31 protein-coding genes are annotated in these 19,346 nt (G+C 63.6%); 2 read left to right on the forward strand and 29 right to left on the reverse strand.

The features are described 5' to 3' along the window. Positions 1-14: 14 nt before the first annotated feature. On the reverse strand, positions 15-494 hold the full coding sequence (rpsI, locus tag F8O06_RS09825) for a 30S ribosomal protein S9 (protein ID WP_158030769.1): 480 nt from the start codon (positions 492-494) through the stop codon (positions 15-17). Between the two features lie 32 nt (positions 495-526). Further along, positions 527-973 (reverse strand): 50S ribosomal protein L13, encoded by a 447-nt coding sequence (rplM, locus tag F8O06_RS09830; RefSeq protein WP_158030768.1) that lies wholly within the window; start codon positions 971-973, stop codon positions 527-529. Positions 974-1,405: 432 nt separating this feature from the next. Here rplM and F8O06_RS09835 point away from each other — a divergent pair, with 432 nt between their 5' ends. Together F8O06_RS09835 and F8O06_RS09840 are read left to right on the forward strand one after the other, a co-directional pair. Beyond that, positions 1,406-3,757 (forward strand): carbon starvation CstA family protein, encoded by a 2,352-nt coding sequence (locus F8O06_RS09835; RefSeq protein WP_158038436.1) that lies wholly within the window; start codon positions 1,406-1,408, stop codon positions 3,755-3,757. Then, the gene (locus F8O06_RS09840) at positions 3,754-3,969 is read left to right on the forward strand and encodes a YbdD/YjiX family protein (RefSeq protein ID WP_158038437.1); all 216 of its coding nucleotides are present in this window, start codon (positions 3,754-3,756) and stop codon (positions 3,967-3,969) included. The genes F8O06_RS09835 and F8O06_RS09840 overlap by 4 nt, the downstream gene beginning before the upstream one ends. 21 nt (positions 3,970-3,990) lie before the next feature. On the opposite strand, the gene F8O06_RS09845 is transcribed toward F8O06_RS09840, so the two are convergent. From F8O06_RS09845 to rplD, 27 genes are all read right to left on the reverse strand, one after another. Beyond that, positions 3,991-4,968, reverse strand: a complete 978-nt coding sequence (locus F8O06_RS09845) for a tRNA pseudouridine synthase A (RefSeq protein ID WP_158038438.1) — start codon at positions 4,966-4,968, stop codon at positions 3,991-3,993. Between the two features lie 160 nt (positions 4,969-5,128). Then, entirely contained in the window at positions 5,129-5,722 is a 594-nt protein-coding gene (gene rplQ / locus F8O06_RS09850) for a 50S ribosomal protein L17 (RefSeq protein ID WP_158038439.1), read from the reverse strand. 41 nt (positions 5,723-5,763) lie between these two features. Continuing rightward, entirely contained in the window at positions 5,764-6,756 is a 993-nt protein-coding gene (locus tag F8O06_RS09855; RefSeq protein WP_158030764.1) for a DNA-directed RNA polymerase subunit alpha, read from the reverse strand. 141 nt (positions 6,757-6,897) lie between these two features. After that, positions 6,898-7,299 carry a 30S ribosomal protein S11 gene (gene rpsK / locus F8O06_RS09860; protein ID WP_158030763.1) on the reverse strand — a complete coding sequence of 134 codons (402 nt, stop codon included), beginning with the start codon at positions 7,297-7,299 and terminating at the stop codon, positions 6,898-6,900. A gap of 30 nt (positions 7,300-7,329) precedes the next feature. Next, complete coding sequence (gene rpsM, locus F8O06_RS09865) at positions 7,330-7,698, reverse strand: 30S ribosomal protein S13 (protein ID WP_158030762.1); 369 nt, start codon at positions 7,696-7,698, stop codon at positions 7,330-7,332. A gap of 144 nt (positions 7,699-7,842) precedes the next feature. Further along, positions 7,843-8,064 (reverse strand): translation initiation factor IF-1, encoded by a 222-nt coding sequence (gene infA, locus F8O06_RS09870; protein ID WP_158030761.1) that lies wholly within the window; start codon positions 8,062-8,064, stop codon positions 7,843-7,845. Positions 8,065-8,179: 115 nt separating this feature from the next. Then, the gene (gene map / locus F8O06_RS09875) at positions 8,180-9,013 is read right to left on the reverse strand and encodes a type I methionyl aminopeptidase (protein ID WP_158038440.1); all 834 of its coding nucleotides are present in this window, start codon (positions 9,011-9,013) and stop codon (positions 8,180-8,182) included. Then, positions 9,013-9,585 (reverse strand): adenylate kinase, encoded by a 573-nt coding sequence (locus tag F8O06_RS09880; protein ID WP_158038441.1) that lies wholly within the window; start codon positions 9,583-9,585, stop codon positions 9,013-9,015. The genes map and F8O06_RS09880 overlap by 1 nt, the downstream gene beginning before the upstream one ends. After that, complete coding sequence (gene secY, locus F8O06_RS09885; protein ID WP_158038442.1) at positions 9,582-10,898, reverse strand: preprotein translocase subunit SecY; 1,317 nt, start codon at positions 10,896-10,898, stop codon at positions 9,582-9,584. The genes F8O06_RS09880 and secY overlap by 4 nt, the downstream gene beginning before the upstream one ends. A gap of 75 nt (positions 10,899-10,973) precedes the next feature. Continuing rightward, the gene (rplO, locus tag F8O06_RS09890; RefSeq protein WP_158038443.1) at positions 10,974-11,447 is read right to left on the reverse strand and encodes a 50S ribosomal protein L15; all 474 of its coding nucleotides are present in this window, start codon (positions 11,445-11,447) and stop codon (positions 10,974-10,976) included. Positions 11,448-11,449: 2 nt separating this feature from the next. Then, on the reverse strand, positions 11,450-11,632 hold the full coding sequence (rpmD, locus tag F8O06_RS09895) for a 50S ribosomal protein L30 (RefSeq protein ID WP_158030756.1): 183 nt from the start codon (positions 11,630-11,632) through the stop codon (positions 11,450-11,452). After that, complete coding sequence (rpsE, locus tag F8O06_RS09900; protein WP_158038444.1) at positions 11,632-12,279, reverse strand: 30S ribosomal protein S5; 648 nt, start codon at positions 12,277-12,279, stop codon at positions 11,632-11,634. Before rpsE ends, rpmD begins: the two co-directional genes overlap by 1 nt. Before the next feature lie 38 nt (positions 12,280-12,317). Further along, positions 12,318-12,683: a 50S ribosomal protein L18 gene (rplR, locus tag F8O06_RS09905; protein WP_158030754.1), complete on the reverse strand. Its 366-nt coding sequence runs from the start codon at positions 12,681-12,683 to the stop codon at positions 12,318-12,320. A gap of 2 nt (positions 12,684-12,685) precedes the next feature. Continuing rightward, positions 12,686-13,222 (reverse strand): 50S ribosomal protein L6, encoded by a 537-nt coding sequence (rplF, locus tag F8O06_RS09910; RefSeq protein WP_158030753.1) that lies wholly within the window; start codon positions 13,220-13,222, stop codon positions 12,686-12,688. A gap of 6 nt (positions 13,223-13,228) precedes the next feature. Then, positions 13,229-13,627, reverse strand: a complete 399-nt coding sequence (gene rpsH / locus F8O06_RS09915) for a 30S ribosomal protein S8 (RefSeq protein WP_158038445.1) — start codon at positions 13,625-13,627, stop codon at positions 13,229-13,231. Between the two features lie 70 nt (positions 13,628-13,697). Then, positions 13,698-14,288, reverse strand: coding sequence for a 50S ribosomal protein L5 (gene rplE / locus F8O06_RS09920; protein WP_158030751.1), 591 nt, complete (start codon positions 14,286-14,288; stop codon positions 13,698-13,700). Continuing rightward, the gene (gene rplX, locus F8O06_RS09925) at positions 14,288-14,638 is read right to left on the reverse strand and encodes a 50S ribosomal protein L24 (protein ID WP_158030750.1); all 351 of its coding nucleotides are present in this window, start codon (positions 14,636-14,638) and stop codon (positions 14,288-14,290) included. Before rplX ends, rplE begins: the two co-directional genes overlap by 1 nt. Position 14,639: 1 nt before the next feature. Then, positions 14,640-15,008, reverse strand: coding sequence for a 50S ribosomal protein L14 (gene rplN, locus F8O06_RS09930; RefSeq protein ID WP_158030749.1), 369 nt, complete (start codon positions 15,006-15,008; stop codon positions 14,640-14,642). Positions 15,009-15,035: 27 nt separating this feature from the next. Continuing rightward, complete coding sequence (gene rpsQ / locus F8O06_RS09935) at positions 15,036-15,323, reverse strand: 30S ribosomal protein S17 (protein ID WP_158030748.1); 288 nt, start codon at positions 15,321-15,323, stop codon at positions 15,036-15,038. Next, positions 15,320-15,631, reverse strand: a complete 312-nt coding sequence (rpmC, locus tag F8O06_RS09940) for a 50S ribosomal protein L29 (protein WP_158030747.1) — start codon at positions 15,629-15,631, stop codon at positions 15,320-15,322. Before rpmC ends, rpsQ begins: the two co-directional genes overlap by 4 nt. Then, entirely contained in the window at positions 15,631-16,050 is a 420-nt protein-coding gene (rplP, locus tag F8O06_RS09945; RefSeq protein ID WP_158030746.1) for a 50S ribosomal protein L16, read from the reverse strand. Before rplP ends, rpmC begins: the two co-directional genes overlap by 1 nt. A 3-nt stretch (positions 16,051-16,053) precedes the next feature. Then, positions 16,054-16,812 carry a 30S ribosomal protein S3 gene (rpsC, locus tag F8O06_RS09950; protein WP_158030745.1) on the reverse strand — a complete coding sequence of 253 codons (759 nt, stop codon included), beginning with the start codon at positions 16,810-16,812 and terminating at the stop codon, positions 16,054-16,056. Continuing rightward, positions 16,812-17,210, reverse strand: coding sequence for a 50S ribosomal protein L22 (gene rplV / locus F8O06_RS09955; protein WP_158031768.1), 399 nt, complete (start codon positions 17,208-17,210; stop codon positions 16,812-16,814). The genes rpsC and rplV overlap by 1 nt, the downstream gene beginning before the upstream one ends. A 31-nt stretch (positions 17,211-17,241) precedes the next feature. Further along, positions 17,242-17,523: a 30S ribosomal protein S19 gene (gene rpsS / locus F8O06_RS09960; protein WP_158030744.1), complete on the reverse strand. Its 282-nt coding sequence runs from the start codon at positions 17,521-17,523 to the stop codon at positions 17,242-17,244. Positions 17,524-17,536: 13 nt separating this feature from the next. Next, positions 17,537-18,376 carry a 50S ribosomal protein L2 gene (rplB, locus tag F8O06_RS09965; protein ID WP_158038446.1) on the reverse strand — a complete coding sequence of 280 codons (840 nt, stop codon included), beginning with the start codon at positions 18,374-18,376 and terminating at the stop codon, positions 17,537-17,539. A 21-nt stretch (positions 18,377-18,397) separates the two neighbouring features. Further along, positions 18,398-18,697, reverse strand: coding sequence for a 50S ribosomal protein L23 (gene rplW / locus F8O06_RS09970; RefSeq protein WP_158030742.1), 300 nt, complete (start codon positions 18,695-18,697; stop codon positions 18,398-18,400). Continuing rightward, on the reverse strand, positions 18,694-19,344 hold the full coding sequence (gene rplD, locus F8O06_RS09975; RefSeq protein ID WP_158038447.1) for a 50S ribosomal protein L4: 651 nt from the start codon (positions 19,342-19,344) through the stop codon (positions 18,694-18,696). The genes rplW and rplD overlap by 4 nt, the downstream gene beginning before the upstream one ends. Positions 19,345-19,346 lie beyond the last annotated feature (2 nt).

Below are 19,346 nucleotides of genomic sequence, written 5' to 3' on the forward strand. Positions count from 1 at the left end.
CCAGTTCGAGCGGTTTAGCGCTTCGAGTACTGAGGAGCCTTGCGGGCTTTCTTGAGACCGGCCTTCTTGCGCTCTTTGATTCGGGCGTCACGGCTCAGGAAGCCGGCCTTCTTGAGCTCGGGTCGGTTGTTGTCGGCATCGATGCCGTTGAGTGCGCGGGCGATGGCCAGACGCAGTGCGCCAGCCTGGCCCGAGGGGCCGCCGCCGTTGATGGTCGCGGTGATGTCATACGCGCTCTCGAGCCCGAGGAGCGTGAGCGGATCCTTGATCAGCTGCTGGTGCAGCTTGTTCGGGAAGTAGACATCGAGGGTACGGCCGTTGACCGTGATCTCGCCGCTGCCCGGAACCAGGCGCACGCGAGCGATGGCCTCTTTGCGACGGCCGACTGCGGCACCCGGCACGCTGAGGTTGCGCGGTGCGCGCTCTTCAACGGCCTCTGCGCCCTCAGGCGTCGAGGTGCTGTACGAAGTGAGGTTTTCTGTGTTCTCTGCCACGGTGTTCTCCTGTGAAAGTCTCTCGGCGCCGGTCACTGGGCGATCTGGCTGAAGGTGTACGGCACCGGCTTCTGCGCGGCGTGCGGGTGCTCGGCACCCTTGTAGACCTTGAGCTTGCCAAGCTGCTCGCGGCCGATGGTGTTCTTGGGAAGCATGCCGCGAACGGCCTTCTCGATGGCGCGCTCAGGGTTCTCGCGCAGCAGATCGCTGTACTTGACTCCCTTGATGCCGCCCGGGTAGTTCGAGTGGCGCCAGGCGATCTTCTTGTCGGCCTTGCCGTTGCTCAGCACGACCTTCTCGGCGTTGATGATGATGACGTAGTCGCCTGTGTCCAGGTGAGGAACGAAGGTGGGCTTGTTCTTGCCGCGCAGGATGGCGGCAGCGTGGCTGGCCAGTCGGCCGAGCACCACGTCGGTGGCGTCGATGATGACCCAGTTGCGCTTGATTTCGCCGGCTTTCGGCGAGTATGTGCGTGTCACTAGCTTCTCTCTCTCGATTTGAGGTGTTCGTGAATCCCACTCCGATGCGATTCCCGCGCGTCGAATGCACCCTCGCGCCCCGCAGTCGACATCGTCCACGCGATGCGTGACCAGTCGAACGAGACGTTTGGAGCATCCTCAGTCGTGTGAATACAGACGGTGGAGGGCTCAAGTCGGGCAGCACAGCTGTTGCACAAGGCTCAGCCGCGCATACCAAAGAGAGAGTCTAGTCGAATGCGCGCAGCCACAGCAACCTGTGTGGCGCTGGGTCCAGGGTGCGGCCGTCGATGCCGCCAGACCCCGCCCGACGCGCCCACGCTGTCACAACCAGCTGTGAATGTCCGAGGAATCCCCTATCATTCTGCGTACCGGTGGCACGGCATGTGCTCGCGTGACATTGGTACCACTGAGACATTCAAAGGAGAATGCCCCATGTCCACGACGACACCCTCAGGACGGCCGACTGCAGGCGGGCAGCCTGCGGCATCCGCCGCAACACCGCCACCAGAGTGGGATGAATCGAAGCTCGTCTCAGACCCTGCACTGCCGCCCACGGCGGTAGACCCCAAACTTCTCGACAAACCGAAGTGGACCCCAGCCAAGGTCATCACCTGGATTCTCATCGCTGCCGTCGGCGCGATCGGGTGGACGATTCTCGCGGTCAGCCGCGGTGAGACCATCAACGGCATCTGGTTCGTCTTCGCCGGCGTCGCCTCATACCTCATCGCCTACCGGTTCTACAGCAAATACGTCGAGCGCAAGCTGCTGCGTCCGAACGACCGCCGCGCCACACCCGCCGAGTACTCGGCGAACGGCAAAGACTACGTCGCGACCGACCGCCGTGTGCTCTTCGGCCACCACTTCGCCGCGATCGCCGGCGCCGGCCCGCTGGTCGGCCCCGTTCTCGCCGCGCAGATGGGCTACCTGCCGGGCACGCTCTGGATCATTCTCGGAGTGATCTTCGCCGGAGCCGTCCAGGACTACGTCGTGCTCTTCGTCTCGACACGTCGGAACGGCCGTTCGCTCGGCCAGATGGCTCGCGAAGACCTCGGCCGCATCGGCGGCACGGCGGCCATCATCGCGACTCTGACGATCATGATCATCATCGTCGCGATTCTCGCGCTCGTCGTGGTCAACGCCCTCGGTGAGAGCGCCTGGGGCGTGTTCAGCGTCGGCATGACGATTCCGATCGCCCTGTTCATGGGGGTGTACCTGCGCTACCTGCGCCCGGGGAAGATCATGGAGGTGTCGGTGATCGGCATCGTCCTGCTGCTGGCTGCGATCATCGGCGGAGGCTGGGTCTCGAACACCGATTGGGGCCAGTCGATCTTCCACATGGATCGCATCGCCATCGCCTGGGCGATCATCATCTACGGGTTCGTCGCCGCGGTTCTGCCGGTCTGGCTGCTGCTGACCCCGCGCGACTACCTCTCGACCTTCATGAAGATCGGCGTGATCCTGCTGCTCGCCGTCTCGATCGTGGTGGTGCGCCCCGAGCTGAACGTCCCGGCGTTCAGCGAGTACGCCTCACGCTCTGACGGCCCGGTGTTCAGCGGCCCGCTCTTCCCGTTCCTCTTCGTGACCATCGCATGCGGCGCGCTCTCCGGCTTCCACGCGCTGATCGCCTCAGGCACCACCCCGAAGATGGTGCACAAAGAGCGGCAGACTCGATTCATCGGCTACGGCGGCATGCTCATGGAGTCACTCGTCGCTCTGATGGCCTTCGTCGCTGCCCTCTCGATCGACCGAGGCATCTACTTCGCGATGAACTCCTCGGCCGCGGCGACCGGAGGCACGGTCGAGGGCGCAGCCAAATTCGTCAACTCGCTGGGTCTCAACGGCGTGCACGTCGAGGGCAGCATGCTGCAGCAGGTCGCCGACGACGTGGGCGAGCACTCGATCGTCTCGCGCACCGGCGGCGCACCGACCCTGGCCGTCGGCATCGCCGAGATCATGCACAACATCACGCCCGGGCTGAAGGCGTTCTGGTACCACTTCGCAATCATGTTCGAGGCGCTGTTCATCCTGACCGCGGTCGACGCCGGCACGCGTGTCGCACGATTCCAGCTGCAGGAGGCCGTCGGCAACTTCTGGCCACGGTTCAAAGACAACAACTGGCGACCGGGTGTGTGGCTGGCAACCGCGATCATGGTCGCCGGCTGGGGCTACATCCTGATCTTGGGTGTGACCGATCCGTTGGGCGGCATCAACACGTTCTTCCCGCTCTTCGGCGTGGCCAACCAGCTGCTCGCCGCGATCGCCCTCGCCGTCGCAACCGCCATCTTCGCGAAGAAGGGCCGCAAGTACTTCAAGTACCTGTGGATCACCGGAATCCCATTGGTCTTCGATCTCGTCGTCACGCTGACCGGTTCGTGGTACAAGATCTTCTCGTCGAACGCAACGATCGGCTATTGGGCCAATCACTTTGCGACACGGGGCAAGCTCGCCGAGCTGCGCGAGTCTGGCACGGTCGCGGGCGTCGCCATCGCCGAAGAGAAGGTCGCCGCGCAGATCACCAGCTTCGAGGCGACGATCCGCAACACCGCAGTCCAAGGTTCGCTGTCTATTCTCTTCGCCGTGCTGACCGTCATCGTGATCGTCGCGGCGCTGACCAAGATCGTGCAGGCCTGGCGAGGCAACGGGCTGCCGACGACCGAACCGGCGCCGGTCGCCAGCGAGACCTACGCACCGTCGGGGCTGATCGCGTCACGCGAAGAGAGCGATCTGAATCACGAATGGGAGCAGGTCTCCCCCGAGAAGCTGAAAGTGCACGTGAGCGGATGAGCAGCGCAACGTCACACACGACGAACGCCGTGCTCGTCTGGCTCAACGGCATCCGCCGTCTGCTGCGGGGCATGCTCGGGGCGAACGCGTACAACGACTACGTCGCGCACCGTCAGCGGGTGCACCCCGGCAAGCCAGTGATGAGCGAACGCGAGTTCTGGCGCGAGCAGGCACGCGAACAGGAGGCCAACCCGGGGGCGCGCTGCTGCTGAGCCACCAGACCTTTCGACCCCTCAGTCGCTGAACGACTCGGACCCGCCAGGATGCACCCCGTCTCGGCGGGCCCGAGTCTGTTCGGCCCGGACCGCCAGCTCCGCGTCAGCAGGATACCCGACCTCTGCGAGCACCAGCCCGTGGCCCGGCACCATCTTGTATTCGGTACCGCGGCTGCCTCGGTCGCGCAGGCGCACGAGGTCGTCGATCTCGAGATCTCCTGCGCCGACGGCGAGCGTCGCCCCGACGAGACAGCGCACCATATGGTGGCAGAATGCGTCAGCCTGCACCGTCGCGATGAGGATGCCGTTCGGCGTCGCCGCAGACGTCACGGCAGGGGCTCTGGCTGCGTCGCGACGCCACTCGAAACGCTGCAGCTCGCGAATGGTCGTCGCTCCCTCACGCGGACGGCAGTACGCTGCCCAGTCATGCAGCCCGAGCAGAGTCTGCGCCGCACGATTCATGCGTTCGACGTCGACGCGCTGCGGCCATGCCAGCACGTGTCGTCGCAGCAGCGGGTCGCGCGTGCCCCAGTCGTCACTGACCCGGTACTCATAGCGGCGCCAGATCGGAGAGAAGCGGGCGTCGAAGCCAGGAGCAGCCGTGCGCACACTGCGGACGAGCAGGTCGGGCACCCGTCCGAGAACGCTGCGCAGCCGAGAACACAGCACAGGTGCCGCGCGCTCCGGCAGCGGTTCGCCCACGTCGCACGACGCCTCGGCTCGGCGTGCGCTTCGCTTCGCATGGTCGGCGCGCGCGAGCTGTTCGAGTGCACCGACCGGCACGTCGACGTGCACCACCTGACCGGTCGCATGCACTCCGGAGTCGGTACGTCCCGCGACCACAGTGCGGACGGGCTCACGCAGGATCAGCGCCAGGGCATCCTCGAGCACACCCTGCACTGTGCGCCGCCCCGGCTGCGCGGCCCAGCCCTGAAAGTCGGTGCCGTCGTAGGCGAGGTCGATGCGCACCCGGGTGCTGTCGCCTCGGTCGCTCATGGTGCTCCTGTCTTCGTCAGTTCCTGGCTCAGCCATGTCCGGCTGCCTCGTTGCTTCATCCGTCGGTGCTGCCGACACCATGCTGCCACGCCCGCAGACGACGAAAAACCCGCCGAACCGGATCACCGGAACGACGGGCTTCTCAGATCAGTCTGATCGACTACTTGGCGTCAGCCTTCTTGGTCTCATCAGCCTCGATGGCCTCGTCGACCTGCTCGGCGGCCTCGGCGACCTCAGCCTCGGCCTGAGCCTCAGCCTCGATCTGCGACTCTGAGCCCTGCACCTGAGTGTCGGGCTCGACGGCGACGGTCTCTTCTTTGATCTGCTCGTCGACGTCGGCTGCGACCTCGACGGCCTCGTCAGCCGCGTGCTTGCCGCCGCGGTTCTTCTTGACGACAGGCTCGAGCACCAGCTCAATACGCGCCAGGGGCGCATTGTCACCCTTGCGGTAGCCGAGCTTGACGATGCGAGTGTAGCCGCCCTCACGGTCGGCAACCTGCGGCGCGATCTCAGTGAAGAGCTCGTGCACGACAGACTTGTCGCGGATGATCGCGAGCACCTTGCGGCGCGACTTCAGGTCGCCGCGCTTCGCGAACGTCACCAGACGCTCGGCGAACGGACGCAGTCGCTTGGCACGGGTCTCAGTGGTGGTGATGGCCTTGTGCTCGAACAGCTGCATCGACAGGTTCGCCAGCATGAGCCGCTCGTGTGCGGGGCTGCCTCCGAGACGCGGGCCTTTAGCGGGCTTCGGCATGATTGTGGTCTCCTTCTTCGGTCAGAAAGTTATAAGTGTGGTCAGGCCTGCGTGTCGTCTTCGAAGCCCGTGTAAAAGTGGGCGCCGTCGAAGCCGGGCACTGCATCCTTCAGCGAGAGGCCGAGCTCTTCGAGCTTGTCCTTGACCTCGTCGACGGATTTCTGACCGATGTTTCGGATGTTCATCAGCTGCTGCTCGCTCAGAGCCACCAACTCGTTGACGTAGTTGATGTTCTCGCGCTTCAGGCAGTTGTACGAGCGCACTGAGAGATCGAGATCTTCGATCGGCGTCGACAGCTCGGTGGGAGCCACCACGTCTGCCGGTGCCGGACCGATCTCGATGCCCTCTGACTCGGTGTTCAGATCGCGGGCCAGGCCGAAGAGCTCGACGAGCGTGCTGCCGGCCGAAGCCACAGCGTCGCGGGGCGAGATCGAGGGTTTGGTCTCGACGTCGATGACCAGCTGGTCGAAGTCGGTGCGCTCACCGGCACGAGTCGCCTCGACGCGGTAGGTGACCTTCATGACCGGAGAGTAGATCGAATCGACCGGGATCTGACCGACCTCGGCGTACTCGCTGCGGTTCTGCTGCGCCGTGACATAGCCGCGGCCGCGCTCGATGACCAGCTCGATGTCGAGCTTCGCGTTGGCGTTCAGCGTGGCGATCACCAGATCGGGGTTGTAGACCTCGACGCCGGCCGGCACGGTGATGTCGGCAGCTGTGACCTCACCTGCACCCTGCTTGCGCAGGAACGCGGTGATGGGCTCATCGTGGTCGCTCGAGACGACGAGCTCCTTGATGTTCAGAATGATGTCTGAGACATCTTCGACCACACCGGGAACCGTGGTGAACTCGTGCAGCACGCCGTCGATGCGGATGCTGGTGACGGCCGCGCCCGGAATCGACGAGAGCAGCGTGCGGCGCATGGAGTTGCCGAGCGTGTAGCCGAACCCCGGCTCCAGCGGCTCGATGACGAACCGCGAGCGGTTCTCTGAGACGACTTCTTCAGTGAGTGTGGGTCGCTGTGCAATCAGCACGTGTGTTTCCTTTCGGCGAATCGACCGCCATATGACGACTCGCGTGTTCTGGGAATCCTCCCAGGACCGGTATTTGGGATGATGACCACGAAACCGGCGACGTTAGGGCGAACGCCGCCGGTGACGCGAACGTGCAGCGATTCAGACCCGGCGACGCTTCGGCGGGCGGCACCCGTTGTGCGTCTGCGGAGTGACGTCGTTGATCGACCCGACCTCGAGGCCGGCGGCCTGCAGCGAACGGATCGCGGTCTCGCGACCCGACCCCGGGCCCTTCACGAAGACGTCGACCTTCTTGACGCCGTGATCCTGAGCGCGCTTCGCAGCGTGCTCAGCCGCCTGCTGTGCGGCGAAGGGCGTCGACTTGCGGCTGCCCTTGTAACCGACCTCACCGGCAGATGCCCAGGCGATGACCGCCCCGGTGGTGTCGGTGATGGTGATGATGGTGTTGTTGAACGTCGACTTGATGTGTGCCTGGCCGACGGCGATGTTCTTGCGGTCTTTGCGGCGTGGCTTACGAGCCACGGCTGACTTCGGTGCTGCCATTGTTGTGCTCTGTCTCCTGAATCCTGTGGACTACTTCTTCTTGCCTGCGACGGTGCGCTTCGGACCCTTGCGCGTACGCGCGTTGGTCTTGGTGCGCTGACCGTGCACGGGCAGGCCACGACGGTGGCGGAGACCCTGGTAGCTGCCGATCTCGACCTTGCGGCGGATGTCGGCGGCAACCTCACGGCGAAGGTCACCCTCGGTCTTGTAGTTGTGCTCGATGAAATCGCGCAGTGCGACGAGCTGATCGTCGGTCAGATCCTTGACGCGGATGTCACCGCTGATCTCGGTGGCCTCCAGAATCTTGAGCGCGCTCGTGCGCCCGATGCCGAAGATGTAGGTGAGTGCGATCTCCACGCGCTTCTCGCGAGGCAGATCGACGCCTGCTAGACGTGCCATGCGGCTGCTCCTTATGGTGCATTGGAGGTGTCGGGCAGCATCTCCGTGAGTCCACCTGATCGCTCAGACGATTCCACGGCCCCAGCCTCCGACTAGGGGTGTGCTGACTCTCGTCAGCGATGCTGCTTATTGTGGTGCTTCGGCCTACTTGTAGCGGTAGACGATGCGTCCGCGGCTGAGATCGTAGGGGCTGAGCTCGACGACCACGCGGTCTTCGGGCAGAATGCGGATGTAGTGCTGACGCATCTTGCCTGAAATGTGCGCGAGCACCAGGTGCCCGTTGGTCAGCTCGACGCGGAACGTGGCGTTGGGGAGGGCCTCGACGACTGAACCTTCAATCTCGATGACACCGTCTTTTTTCGCCATGTATGCCTTACCGCCTTGATCTCTAGAGTGGATACACCGATGCCAAAAGACACCAGTTAAACATCTTATGGCTTTTTTTGATGGTTGTACAGACCGGGCGTGTCGCGAATGCGACCTAGGCTGTCAGCGGAGTCGGCACGACGCCGAACGGCGCCAGCCCTGCCGCACCGCCATCTGCGTAGCTCAGCGCCCAGATGCCGCGATCGGTCACGGCAACCTGCACCTCCCAGTGTGCGCCGTCAGACCCGTCGGCAGACGAGATCGCCCATCCGTCGGGAGCGATGACGGTTTCTTCGGTGCCGGCGGTCAGCATCGGCTCGATGCAGATGACCAGCCCGGGCTGCACCTTCGCACCGCGGCCCGAGATGTGGTAGTTGAACACCGGCGGATCTTCGTGCATCTCGCGACCGATGCCGTGCCCGATGTACTCGCGCAGGATGCCATAGTCGCCCTGACCGAGGATGTAGTCCTCGATCGCCGTGCCGACCTGGTTCACATGCTTCGCCGAAGCCAGAGCTGCGGCCCCTGCCCACATCGACTGCTCAGTGACGCGGCTGAGCTCAGCCCGACGTGCACTGACTTCGGGGTCTCCCCCGGGAACGAGCACAGTGACGGCCGAATCGCCGTTCCATCCGTTCAGCAGTGCTCCGGCATCCACTGAGACCAGGTCGCCGGGCTCGATGACACGGTCGCCGGGGATGCCGTGGACGATCTGTTCGTTGATCGAGACGCAGATCGCGTCGACGTAGTCGTCTTCGAGAGCGAAGTTGGCAGTGGCGCCGTCGGATGCGAGCGTGCGCAGTGCGACGTCGTCCAGATGTCGCGTGGTCGCTCCCGGCTGAATCGCCTTCGTGACCTCGTCGAGCACATGACGAGTGGCCATCGCCGCATCACGCAGCTGCAGAATCTGCTGCGGAGTCTTGTAGTCGAAAGTGGGTCGACGAAACATCACTTCGCGCCGAGACCGGCGAGGATGCGATCGGTGACCTCGTCGACCGCGCCGAGACCGTCGACCGTCACGAGCAGGCCGCGTTCGCGGTAGGTGTCGATCAGCGGAGCCGTCTGCTCTGCGTAGACCTCAAGACGGTGACGAATGACGTCTTCGGTGTCATCCGAACGACCCTGCTCGACGGCGCGCTTGTGCAGCCGCTCGACGAGCTCGTTCTGATCGGCTTCGATGAGCACGACCGAGTCGAGCGCCTTTCCGGCGTCACCGAGGATGTCATCGAGCTCTTTGACCTGCTCGGCCGTGCGCGGGTAGCCGTCGAGCAGAAACCCTTCGGCTGCGTCTGCCTCGTTGAGGCGTGAGCGCACGAGCGCATTCGTCAGAGAGTCGGGAACATACTCGCCGGCGTCCATGTAGCGCTTCGCCTCTTTGCCCAGCTCAGTCTGGTTCTTGACGTTCTCGCGGAAGATGTCTCCGGTCGAGATCGCCGGAACACCGAGACTCTTCGTCAGACGTGCGGCCTGCGTACCCTTGCCGGCTCCTGGCGGACCGATGAGAAGCAGTCGTTTGCTCATTTGAGTAGCCCTTCGTAGTGACGTTGTTGCAGTTGCGAGTTTATCTGCTTGACCGTCTCAAGGCCGACGCCGACGATGATCAGAATCGACGTACCGCCGAAGGCGAAGTTCTGGCCGACGCCGAGGCCGCCCAGAACGATCAGCGGCAGCAGCGCAACGATGCCAAGGTAGATCGAGCCGGGGAACGTGATGCGGCTGAGCACGTAGTTGAGGAAGTCAGCGGTCGGGCGTCCGGCGCGGATGCCCGGAATGAAGCCGCCGTACTTCTTCAGGTTCTCGGCCTGCTCCTCGGGGTTGAACGTGATGGCGACGTAGAAGTATGTGAAGCCGACGATCAGCAGGAAGTACAGCGCCATGTAGAGGGGGTGGTCGCCACGAGTGAGGTAGTTCGAGATGAACTGCACCCAGGCTGGTGGCTCCTGTGACCCGTCGCCCTGGTTGAACTGTGCGATCAGTGCGGGCAGGTAGAGCAGCGACGAGGCGAAGATGACGGGCACGACACCGGCCATGTTCACCTTGATCGGAATGTACGTGGTGTTGCCGCCGTAGGTGCGGCGCCCCACGACCCGTTTGGCGTACTGAACGGGAACGCGACGCTGGGACTGCTCGACGAAGACCACGGCCACAACGAGCACCAATGCGAGGATCAGTACAAAGAAGAAGTTACGAGGCCCGCCGTTGCCGTTCCAGATGGCACCCATCTGGCTGGGGAACTGCGCGGCGATCGAAGTGAAGATCAGCAGTGACATGCCGTTGCCGATGCCACGCTCGGTGATGAGCTCGCCGAACCACATGATCAGGCCAGTGCCGGCGGTCATGGTCAGCACCATGAGCACGATCGTGTACCACTGGTCGTTGACGATGAGCGACTCGCTGCAGGCTGTGCCGTACAGTGCGCCGGTTCGTGCGACGGTGACGAGTGTGGTGGCCTGGAGCAGACCGAGGCCAAGTGCGAGGTAACGGGTGTACTGCGTCATCTTGGCGCGACCCGACTCGCCCTCTTTGTGCAGCTCTTCAAAACGCGGGATGACCACACGCAGCAGCTGGACGATGATCGAGGCCGTGATGTAGGGCATGATGCCCATTGCGAACACCGAGAGCTGCAGCAGCGCACCGCCGCTGAACAGATTCACGAGCTCGTACAGACCCGAGGTCTGCGATGTCTGATTGATGCACTGTTTGACAGCGCTGTAATCGACGTAGGGGGTGGGAACGAAGGAGCCCAAGCGGAACAGCAGAACGATGAATAACGTGAAACCAATCTTCTTTCGAAGATCAGGCGTCTTCAAGATACGGACGACGGCGTTCGACAAACCTCAGGCTCCTGTCAAGTTGAGACGTCTCTCGACCGTGACGTACGCCACGGTCGAGAGACGACACATTCTTTACTACTCTACCGAACCACCGGCAGCAAGAATCTTCTCGCTTGCCGAGGCCGAGATCTTGTCAACGCGAACATCGAGTTTGACGGTGATCTCACCGGTTCCCAGCACCTTGACAGGCTCGCCGGCGCGCACGGCGCCCTTTGCGACGAGATCGTCAACGGTGACCTGGCCACCCTGGGGGTAGAGTGCCGCGAGGCGAACCAGGTTCACGACCTGGTACTCGACGCGAGCCGGGTTCTTGAAGCCACGCAGCTTCGGGGTGCGCATATGCAGCGGCATCTGCCCGCCTTCGAAGCCGGGACGCACCTGGTAACGAGCCTTGGTGCCCTTGGTGCCGCGACCTGCGGTCTTGCCCTTCGACGCCTCACCGCGACCCACGCGGGTGCGATCCTTCTTGGCACCAGGAGCGGGGCGAAGGTGATGAACCTTGAGCAGGCTCACTTTCGCCTCTTCCTGTGGCGCTTTCTTGTCAGCCATGCTCAAATCTCCTCAACCTTGATCAGGTGACGAACCGCGTTGACATACCCGCGGTTCACCTGGTTGTCATCCTTGATGACTGTCTGACCGATGCGGCGCAGGCCGAGTGAGCGAAGCGTGTCTCGCTGCTCGGGCCGTGCCCCGTACTTGCTCTTGACCTGGGTGACCTTCAGCTGGCTGGCCATCACTCACTCACCTTCTCGTCAGCCTTGAGCAGCGCCGCGGGTGCGACCTCGTCGAGAGGCAGACCACGACGTGCTGCCACGGCCTGCGGCTCCTCGAGCTGCTTGAGTGCGGCAACGGTGGCACGCACGATGTTGATCGTATTCGACGACCCCAGCGACTTGCTGAGCACGTCGTGCACGCCGGCGCACTCGAGCACGGCGCGCACCGGGCCACCGGCGATAACACCGGTACCGGCTGACGCCGGACGCAGCAGGACGACGCCGGCTGAGTCCTCCCCCTGCACAGGGTGCGGAATCGACTTGAGGATGCGCGGCACGCGGAAGAAGTTGCGCTTGGCCTCTTCAACACCCTTGGCAATCGCGGCCGGAACCTCTTTGGCCTTGCCATAGCCGACTCCGACGAGTCCGTCGCCGTCGCCCACGACGACCAGCGCCGTGAAGCTGAAGCGACGACCGCCCTTGACGACCTTCGACACACGGTTGATGGTCACGACGCGTTCGAGGAACGGGCTCTCTTTGTCACGGCCGCCGCGATCGCCGCGATCGCGACCGGGCTGGCGCTCGCGCGACCCGTGACGACGCTCGCGCTCGTTGGGGTCGGTGGCCTGCTGGCTCTTGCCCTGGCCTTCAGCTGAGGTTGCGCTCACCTGCTGCTCCTTTGATGCTTCGGTCTTCGTCTGTTCGCTCACAGTGTCAGCCCACCTTCGCGTGCGCCGTCAGCGACTGCTGCGACTCGACCGGCGTACTGATTGCCGCCGCGGTCGAAGACGACTGCCTCGACACCGGCCGCCTTGGCGCGGTCGGCAACGAGCTGGCCCACCTTCTTGGCCTTCGCCGTCTTATCACCGTCGAAGACACGCAGGTCTGCTTCGAGAGTCGACGCGCTTGCGACGGTCACGCCGCGGGTGTCGTCGACGACCTGCACGAAGACGTGGCGAGCCGAGCGGTTCACCACGAGACGGGGCCGCTGAGCGGTGCCGCTGAGGTGCTTGCGCACACGGACATGACGACGCTGACGCGCTGCCTGCCTGCTCTTGTTGCGTGAAGCCATGATTACTTACCAGCCTTTCCAGCCTTGCGCCGCACGTGCTCGCCTTCGTACCGCACGCCTTTGCCCTTGTACGGCTCGGGAAGGCGCAGCTTGCGCAGCTTCGCGGCGGTCTCGCCGACAGACTGCTTGTCAATGCCCTTGACGATGACCTTGTTCTGGCCTTCGACCTCGAACGAGATGCCCTCGGGCGGGTCGACCACGATGGTGTGCGAGTAACCGAGCGAGAACTCCACCGAGCTGCCCTTGGCGACGGCGCGATAGCCGGTGCCGACGATCTCGAGGCGCTTCGAATAGCCCTCGGTGACGCCAATGATGTTGTTGTGGATCAGCGTGCGGCTGAGCCCGTGAAGCGAACGCGACTCGCGCTCTTCGTCCGGACGCGCGACGATGACCTGGCTGCCGTCGACCGAAGCCGTGATCGGCTTCGGCAGTGACAGTTCGAGCTGACCCTTCGGGCCCTTCACTGCGACGTGCTGACCGTCGATCTTGACGTCGACGCCTGCAGGAATCTCAATGGGAAGCTTACCGATACGTGACATGTTCGATCACCACACGTAGGCGAGGACTTCCCCACCCACGCCCTTCGCCTTGGCCTCACGGTCAGTCAGCAGACCCGAGGAGGTGGACAGAATCGCGATGCCCAGGCCGCCGAGGACCTTGGGCAGCTCGGTCGACTTCGCGTAGACGCGCAGACCGGGCTTGGAGACTCGCTTGATGCCTTCGATCGCACGCTGGCGATCGGAGCCGTACTTCAGATCGATGGTGAGCGTGTTGCCCACGCGAGCGGGCTCCTCGCTGACCTCGCCGACATAGCCCTCACGCTTGAGGATCTCAGCGACGCTGCGCTTCAGCTTGCTGGAAGGCAGCGCGACGCGCTCGATGTGCGCGTTGTTCGCGTTGCGGATCCGCGTCAGCAGGTCGGCAACGGGGTCTGACATTGTCATGTGCAGTGTTTCCTGTTCTCGCCAGGTATCCCCGCCCCGTACACGGAGCGGGGACCTTCGGCAATCGGTGTTACTTGGTGGTCTTGGTCTTGAAGGGGAAGCCCAGGGCACGCAGCAGCGAGCGACCCTGATCATCGTTGTCAGCCGACGTCACGATCGTGATGTCGAAGCCGCGCACGTGATCGGTCTGGTCCTGATCGACTTCGTGGAAGACCGACTGCTCGGTCAGACCGAAGGTGTAGTTGCCGTTGCCGTCGAACTGGCGGTCGCTCAGACCGCGGAAGTCGCGAATACGCGGCAGCGACAGGCTGATCAGACGATCCAGGAACTCCCATGCGCGGTCGCCGCGAAGCGTGACGTGCGCACCGATGGCCTGGCCCTCGCGCAGCTTGAACTGAGCGATCGACTTGCGAGCGTGGTTGACATGCGGCTTCTGACCGGTGATGGCCGCGAGGTCGTGCACAGCACCCTCGATGAGCTTGCCATCGCGGGCAGCCTCACCGACACCGGTGTTCACGACGACCTTGACGATCTTCGGAACCTGATGCAGGTTCGTGAAGCCGAACTCCTTCTCAAGAGCCGGAATGATCTCTTCGCGGTACTTGACCTTGAGGCGAGGGGTCACCTTCTCAACCGTGGTGGTCTCTGCAGTCTCAGTCATCAGATGTCCTTACCCGACTTCTTGGCGTAGCGAACGCGGACGGTGCGCTTCACGCCATTGGTCTCAACTTCTTCGACTCGGAAGCCGACACGGGTCGGCTTCTTGGTCTCGGGATCGACGATCGCGACGTTCGAGACGTGAATCGGAGCCTCGAACTCCTTGATGCCGCCCTGCTCGCCGTTCACACCGGCGCGCACGTGACGCTTCACGATGTTCACGCCTTCGACGACGACGCGGTCAGTCTCGGGAATGACGCGCAGAACAGTTCCCTGCTTGCCTCGGTCACCGCCGCGATCCTGGCTCGCGCCCGAGATCACCTCGACGAGGTCTCCCTTGCGAATCTTCGCCATCTCAAATCACCTCCGGTGCCAGTGAAACGATCTTCATGAACTTCTTGTCGCGCAGCTCACGGCCGACGGGGCCGAAGATACGCGTACCACGAGGCTCGCCGTCGCCCTTGAGGAGCACTGCGGCGTTCTCGTCGAACTTGATGTACGAGCCGTCCGGACGACGCGTCTCTTTGACAGTGCGAACGATGACGGCCTTGACGACCTCACCCTTCTTCACACCGCCACCGGGGATCGCATCCTTGACGGTCGCCACGATGGTGTCGCCGAGACCTGCATACCGACGGTTCGAACCGCCCAGCACACGAATCGTCAGCAACTCCTTGGCGCCGGTGTTATCGGCAACCTTCAGTCGCGATTCGTTCTGAATCATGTGAATTCTCCTTGGGTAGGTTCAGGCCTACTTGGCCTTCTCCAGAATCTCAACCAGGCGCCAGCGCTTGGTGGCGGACAGCGGACGGGTCTCGTCGATGCGAACGAGGTCGCCAACACCAGCGGCGTTCTCTTCGTCGTGCACGCGAACCTTCGACGACTTGCGCATGACCTTGCCGTAGAGGGCGTGCTTGACACGATCCTCGACGACCACGGTGATGGTCTTGTCGCCCTTGTCGCTCACCACGTAGCCGCGACGGCTCTTGCGGTACCCGCGCTCCTCGGCGACAGGCGACTCCTGCTTGTTCTCGCTCATGCCTGAGCCTCCTCGTCAGTCTTGGCGGCCTTCTTCGACGTCTTGGCCTTGGCTTTCGACGCCTTCTCGGCCGGAGCCGGGGCGGGCTGCTGGCGGATGCCGAGCTCGCGCTCACGGATGATGGTGTAGATGCGTGCGATGTCGCGCTTGACGGCGCGAACACGCGATCCCGAAGCGAGCTGACCGGTGGCCGACTGGAAGCGCAGGTTGAACAGCTCTTCTTTGGCCTTCTTCAGCTCGGCTGCCAGGGCAGCCTCTTCGAGCGTCTCGAGCTTGTCGACAGCGAGGTCTTTGGATCCGATCGGCATTATGCGTCACCCTCCTCGCGCTTGATGATGCGCGCCTTGACTGGAAGTTTGTAGATGGCACGAGTGAGCGCTTCGCGAGCGATCTCATCGCTAACACCGCTCAGCTCGAAGAGCACACGCCCGGGCTTGACGTTGGCGACCCAGAACTCGGGCGAGCCCTTACCAGAACCCATTCGGGTTCCGATCGGCTTCTGCGAGAGCGGGCGATCCGGGAAGATGTTGATCCAGACCTTGCCACCACGCTTGATGTAACGCGTCATGGCGATACGAGCGGCCTCGATCTGACGGTTGGTGATGTAGGCGGGGCCGAGAGCCTGAACGCCGTATTCGCCGAATGCCAGTTCGTTGCCACCCTTCGAACGCCCTGAGCGCTTGGGGTGGTGCTGCTTGCGGTACTTGACCTTACGTGGGATGAGCATGTTCTACGCCTCCGCTCCTGCTGCCACCGGAGCATCCTTCTGCTGGCCGTGCTGGCCGCGAGGGGCTCGGCGGGAACGATCACCGCGGCTGGGACGCGAAGCCTCGAGGCTCGCCAGCTCACGATCGGTGATCTCGCCTTTATAAATCCAGACCTTCACGCCGATGCGGCCGAAGGTGGTACGTGCCTCGTAGAAGCCGTAGTCGATGTTCGCACGCAGCGTGTGCAGCGGCACACGACCCTCGCGGTAGAACTCGGAACGGCTCATCTCGGCGCCGCCCAGACGACCGGCCACCTGGATGCGAACACCCTTGGCGCCTGCGCGCATGGCGCCCTGCAGGCCCTTGCGCATGGCACGACGGAACGCGACGCGAGCAGCGAGCTGCTCTGCGACACCCTGAGCGACCAGCTGAGCCGATGCCTCGGGGTTCTTGACCTCGAGAATGTTCAGCTGAATCTGCTTGCCGGTGAGCTTCTCGAGATCGCCGCGGATGCGCTCAGCCTCAGCGCCGCGACGCCCGATGACGATACCAGGGCGCGCGGTGTGGATGTCCACTCGCACGCGATCCTTGGTGCGCTCCAGGTTGATCTTCGCGATGCCGGCGCGGTCAAGGTTCTCTGTCAGGAAGTGACGGATCTTGACGTCCTCGGCGACATAGTCCTTGTAACGCTGACCAGGCTTGTTCGAGTCGGAGAACCACCGTGACACGTGGTCAGTGGTGATGCCCAGACGGAAGCCGTAAGGGTTGACTTTCTGACCCATCAGTTGCTCTCCTTCTTCGCTGATGCCTCGGTTGCCCCAGCTGCCTCTTCAGGCGTGGCGACGACCACAGTGATGTGGCTCGTACGCTTCAGCACCCGATAGGCACGGCCCTGAGCGCGGGGACGGATGCGCTTGAGGGTCGGGCCCTCGTCGACATACGCCTCGGCGATGTAGAGCTCGTCCTCGTCGAGGAAGCTGTTCGAAGCCTCTGCCTTGACTCGCGCATTGGCGACGGCCGATGCGACGAGCTTGTAGACCGGCTCCGAAGCACCCTGCGGGGCGAACTTCAGAATTCCCAGAGCCTCGTTGACCTGCTTGCCGCGAACCAAGTTGACGACGCGACGGGCCTTCTGAGGCGTAACACGGATATGACGCAGACGCGCGGTTGCTTCTACCATCATGACCTCTCTTTCAGGAGCTGCCGACGCCTCAGCGTCGGCGGCCCTTCTTGTCGTCCTTCTCGTGACCGCGGAAGGTGCGCGTCGGCGCGAACTCGCCGAGCTTGTGGCCGACCTGCGCCTCGGTGATGAACACCGGGACGTGCTTGCGACCGTCGTGAACGGCGATCGTGTGGCCGAGGAACGCCGGAATGATCAGCGAACGGCGTGACCAGGTCTTGATCACATTCTTCGTGCCGGCCTCGTTCTGAGCGAGAACTTTGCGAAGCAGGTGCTCGTCAACGAAGGGGCCCTTTTTCAGACTGCGTGGCATTCTTGTCTATCTCCTACTTGCGCTTCTTGCTCGACGGGCGACGACGCACGATGAGCTTGTCGCTGGCTTTGTTCGGCTTGCGGGTACGGCCTTCAGGCTGACCCCACGGGCTGACCGGGTGACGACCACCCGAAGTGCGACCCTCGCCACCACCGTGCGGGTGGTCGACCGGGTTCATCACGACACCACGAACCGTCGGGCGGATGCCCTTCCAGCGGTTACGACCAGCTTTGCCCCAGTTGATGTTCGACTGCTCGGCGTTGCCGACCTCGCCGATCGTGGCACGGCAGCGGGCGTCGACGTTGCGGATCTCACCGCTGGGCAGACGCAGCTGTGCGTAGGCGCCGTCCTTCGCGACCAGACGAACGCTCGAACCGGCCGAACGGGCCAGCTTGGCTCCGCCGCCGGGGCGCAGCTCGATGGCGTGCACCACGGTACCGGTCGGGATGTTCTTCAGCGGCAGGTTGTTGCCGGGCTTGATGTCGGCGCTGGCGCCGGACTCAATGACGTCGCCCTGCTTGACCTTGTTCGGAGCCAGGATGTAGCGCTTGGTTCCATCGATGAAGTGCAGCAGCGCGATACGTGCGGTGCGGTTGGGGTCGTACTCGATGTGAGCGACCTTGGCCACGATGCCGTCTTTGTCCGCACGACGGAAGTCGATCACGCGGTACTGGCGCTTGTGCCCGCCACCGTGGTGACGCGTCGTGATGCGACCGGTCGAGTTACGACCGCCGGTCTTCGAGAGCGGCCGCAGCAGCGACTTCTCAGGCGTCGAGCGGGTGATCTCGGCGAAGTCAGCCACCGATGAACCGCGACGACCCGGGGTCGTGGGCTTGTACTTGCGAATAGCCATGATTCTTAGCCTTTCCCCGACCTAGTTCGCTGCCGAGAAGATGTCGATGGAACCCGACTTCAGCGACACGATGGCACGCTTGGTGTCTTTGCGCTTGCCGGTTCCGGTGCGGGTACGACGGGTCTTGCCCTGACGGTTGAGGGTGCGAACCTGATCGACCTCGACGTTGAAGATGGCCTCGATGGCCTGCTTGATCTCGGTCTTGTTGGCGTCAGGAGCGACCTCGAACGTGTACTTGCCCTGGTCGATGAGGTTGTAGCTCTTCTCAGAGACGATGGGCTTGATCACCACGTCGTGTGTGTGCTTGTTGAGCTCAGTCATTCTGCATCACCTTTCTGCGCGGCGCGGCCGACGAACTGCTCGAAGGCCTGCTTGGTGAAGACGACGTCGTCGGCGACCAGCACGTCATAGGCGTTGAGCTGGCCGGCGTCGAGGCTGTTCACGTTCTGCAGGTTGCGCACGCTTTTGATCGTGAGCTCATCGGTGCGATCGACGACGAGCAGGATGTTTGCGTCGGCGGCGAACTGTGCGAGCACAGCCTTCGCTGCCTTCGTCGACGGTGTCTCGCCTGAGACGACGTCGGTGATCACATGCACGCGGCCGTTGCGAGCACGGTCGCTGAGCGAACCGCGCAGAGCTGCGGCGATCATCTTCTTCGGGGTGCGCTGCGTGTAGTCGCGCGGCACCGGCCCGTGGACGATGCCACCGCCGGTCATGTGCGGAGCACGGATCGAACCCTGTCGGGCGTTACCTGTGCCCTTCTGCTTGAACGGCTTGCGGCCTGCGCCTGAGACCTCGCCACGGTTCTTCACCTTGGCGGTGCCCTGACGGGCGGCGGCCAGCTGTGCGACGACGACCTGGTGGATCAGCGGCACGTTGGGCTGCACGTCGAAGAGATCGGCGGGCAGCTCGACACTGCCGGACTTCTTGCCCTCGGCGGTCAGCACATCGATCTTGGTGGCAGCCATGG

Source organism: Pseudoclavibacter sp. CFCC 14310 (genome assembly GCF_008831165.1).
Lineage (GTDB): Bacteria > Actinomycetota > Actinomycetes > Actinomycetales > Microbacteriaceae > Pseudoclavibacter_A.

What these genes read in the sequence shown, in the direction of transcription:
- F8O06_RS09835 (WP_158038436.1), top strand. Translation starts at nt 1,406, where the DNA reads ATGTCCACGACGACACCCTCAGGACGGCCGACTGCAGGCGGGCAGCCT.
- F8O06_RS09840 (WP_158038437.1), top strand. Translation starts at nt 3,754, where the DNA reads ATGAGCAGCGCAACGTCACACACGACGAACGCCGTGCTCGTCTGGCTC.
- F8O06_RS09845 (WP_158038438.1), bottom strand. Translation starts at nt 4,968, where the DNA reads ATGAGCGACCGAGGCGACAGCACCCGGGTGCGCATCGACCTCGCCTAC.
- rplQ (WP_158038439.1), bottom strand. Translation starts at nt 5,722, where the DNA reads ATGCCGAAGCCCGCTAAAGGCCCGCGTCTCGGAGGCAGCCCCGCACAC.
- rpsK (WP_158030763.1), bottom strand. Translation starts at nt 7,299, where the DNA reads ATGGCAGCACCGAAGTCAGCCGTGGCTCGTAAGCCACGCCGCAAAGAC.
- rpsM (WP_158030762.1), bottom strand. Translation starts at nt 7,698, where the DNA reads ATGGCACGTCTAGCAGGCGTCGATCTGCCTCGCGAGAAGCGCGTGGAG.
- infA (WP_158030761.1), bottom strand. Translation starts at nt 8,064, where the DNA reads ATGGCGAAAAAAGACGGTGTCATCGAGATTGAAGGTTCAGTCGTCGAG.
- map (WP_158038440.1), bottom strand. Translation starts at nt 9,013, where the DNA reads ATGTTTCGTCGACCCACTTTCGACTACAAGACTCCGCAGCAGATTCTG.
- F8O06_RS09880 (WP_158038441.1), bottom strand. Translation starts at nt 9,585, where the DNA reads ATGAGCAAACGACTGCTTCTCATCGGTCCGCCAGGAGCCGGCAAGGGT.
- rplO (WP_158038443.1), bottom strand. Translation starts at nt 11,447, where the DNA reads ATGGCTGACAAGAAAGCGCCACAGGAAGAGGCGAAAGTGAGCCTGCTC.
- rpmD (WP_158030756.1), bottom strand. Translation starts at nt 11,632, where the DNA reads ATGGCCAGCCAGCTGAAGGTCACCCAGGTCAAGAGCAAGTACGGGGCA.
- rplR (WP_158030754.1), bottom strand. Translation starts at nt 12,683, where the DNA reads ATGGCTTCACGCAACAAGAGCAGGCAGGCAGCGCGTCAGCGTCGTCAT.
- rplF (WP_158030753.1), bottom strand. Translation starts at nt 13,222, where the DNA reads ATGTCACGTATCGGTAAGCTTCCCATTGAGATTCCTGCAGGCGTCGAC.
- rpsH (WP_158038445.1), bottom strand. Translation starts at nt 13,627, where the DNA reads ATGACAATGTCAGACCCCGTTGCCGACCTGCTGACGCGGATCCGCAAC.
- rplE (WP_158030751.1), bottom strand. Translation starts at nt 14,288, where the DNA reads ATGACTGAGACTGCAGAGACCACCACGGTTGAGAAGGTGACCCCTCGC.
- rplX (WP_158030750.1), bottom strand. Translation starts at nt 14,638, where the DNA reads ATGGCGAAGATTCGCAAGGGAGACCTCGTCGAGGTGATCTCGGGCGCG.
- rplN (WP_158030749.1), bottom strand. Translation starts at nt 15,008, where the DNA reads ATGATTCAGAACGAATCGCGACTGAAGGTTGCCGATAACACCGGCGCC.
- rpsQ (WP_158030748.1), bottom strand. Translation starts at nt 15,323, where the DNA reads ATGAGCGAGAACAAGCAGGAGTCGCCTGTCGCCGAGGAGCGCGGGTAC.
- rpmC (WP_158030747.1), bottom strand. Translation starts at nt 15,631, where the DNA reads ATGCCGATCGGATCCAAAGACCTCGCTGTCGACAAGCTCGAGACGCTC.
- rplP (WP_158030746.1), bottom strand. Translation starts at nt 16,050, where the DNA reads ATGCTCATCCCACGTAAGGTCAAGTACCGCAAGCAGCACCACCCCAAG.
- rpsC (WP_158030745.1), bottom strand. Translation starts at nt 16,812, where the DNA reads ATGGGTCAGAAAGTCAACCCTTACGGCTTCCGTCTGGGCATCACCACT.
- rplV (WP_158031768.1), bottom strand. Translation starts at nt 17,210, where the DNA reads ATGGTAGAAGCAACCGCGCGTCTGCGTCATATCCGTGTTACGCCTCAG.
- rpsS (WP_158030744.1), bottom strand. Translation starts at nt 17,523, where the DNA reads ATGCCACGCAGTCTGAAAAAGGGCCCCTTCGTTGACGAGCACCTGCTT.
- rplB (WP_158038446.1), bottom strand. Translation starts at nt 18,376, where the DNA reads ATGGCTATTCGCAAGTACAAGCCCACGACCCCGGGTCGTCGCGGTTCA.
- rplW (WP_158030742.1), bottom strand. Translation starts at nt 18,697, where the DNA reads ATGACTGAGCTCAACAAGCACACACACGACGTGGTGATCAAGCCCATC.
- rplD (WP_158038447.1), bottom strand. Translation starts at nt 19,344, where the DNA reads ATGGCTGCCACCAAGATCGATGTGCTGACCGCCGAGGGCAAGAAGTCC.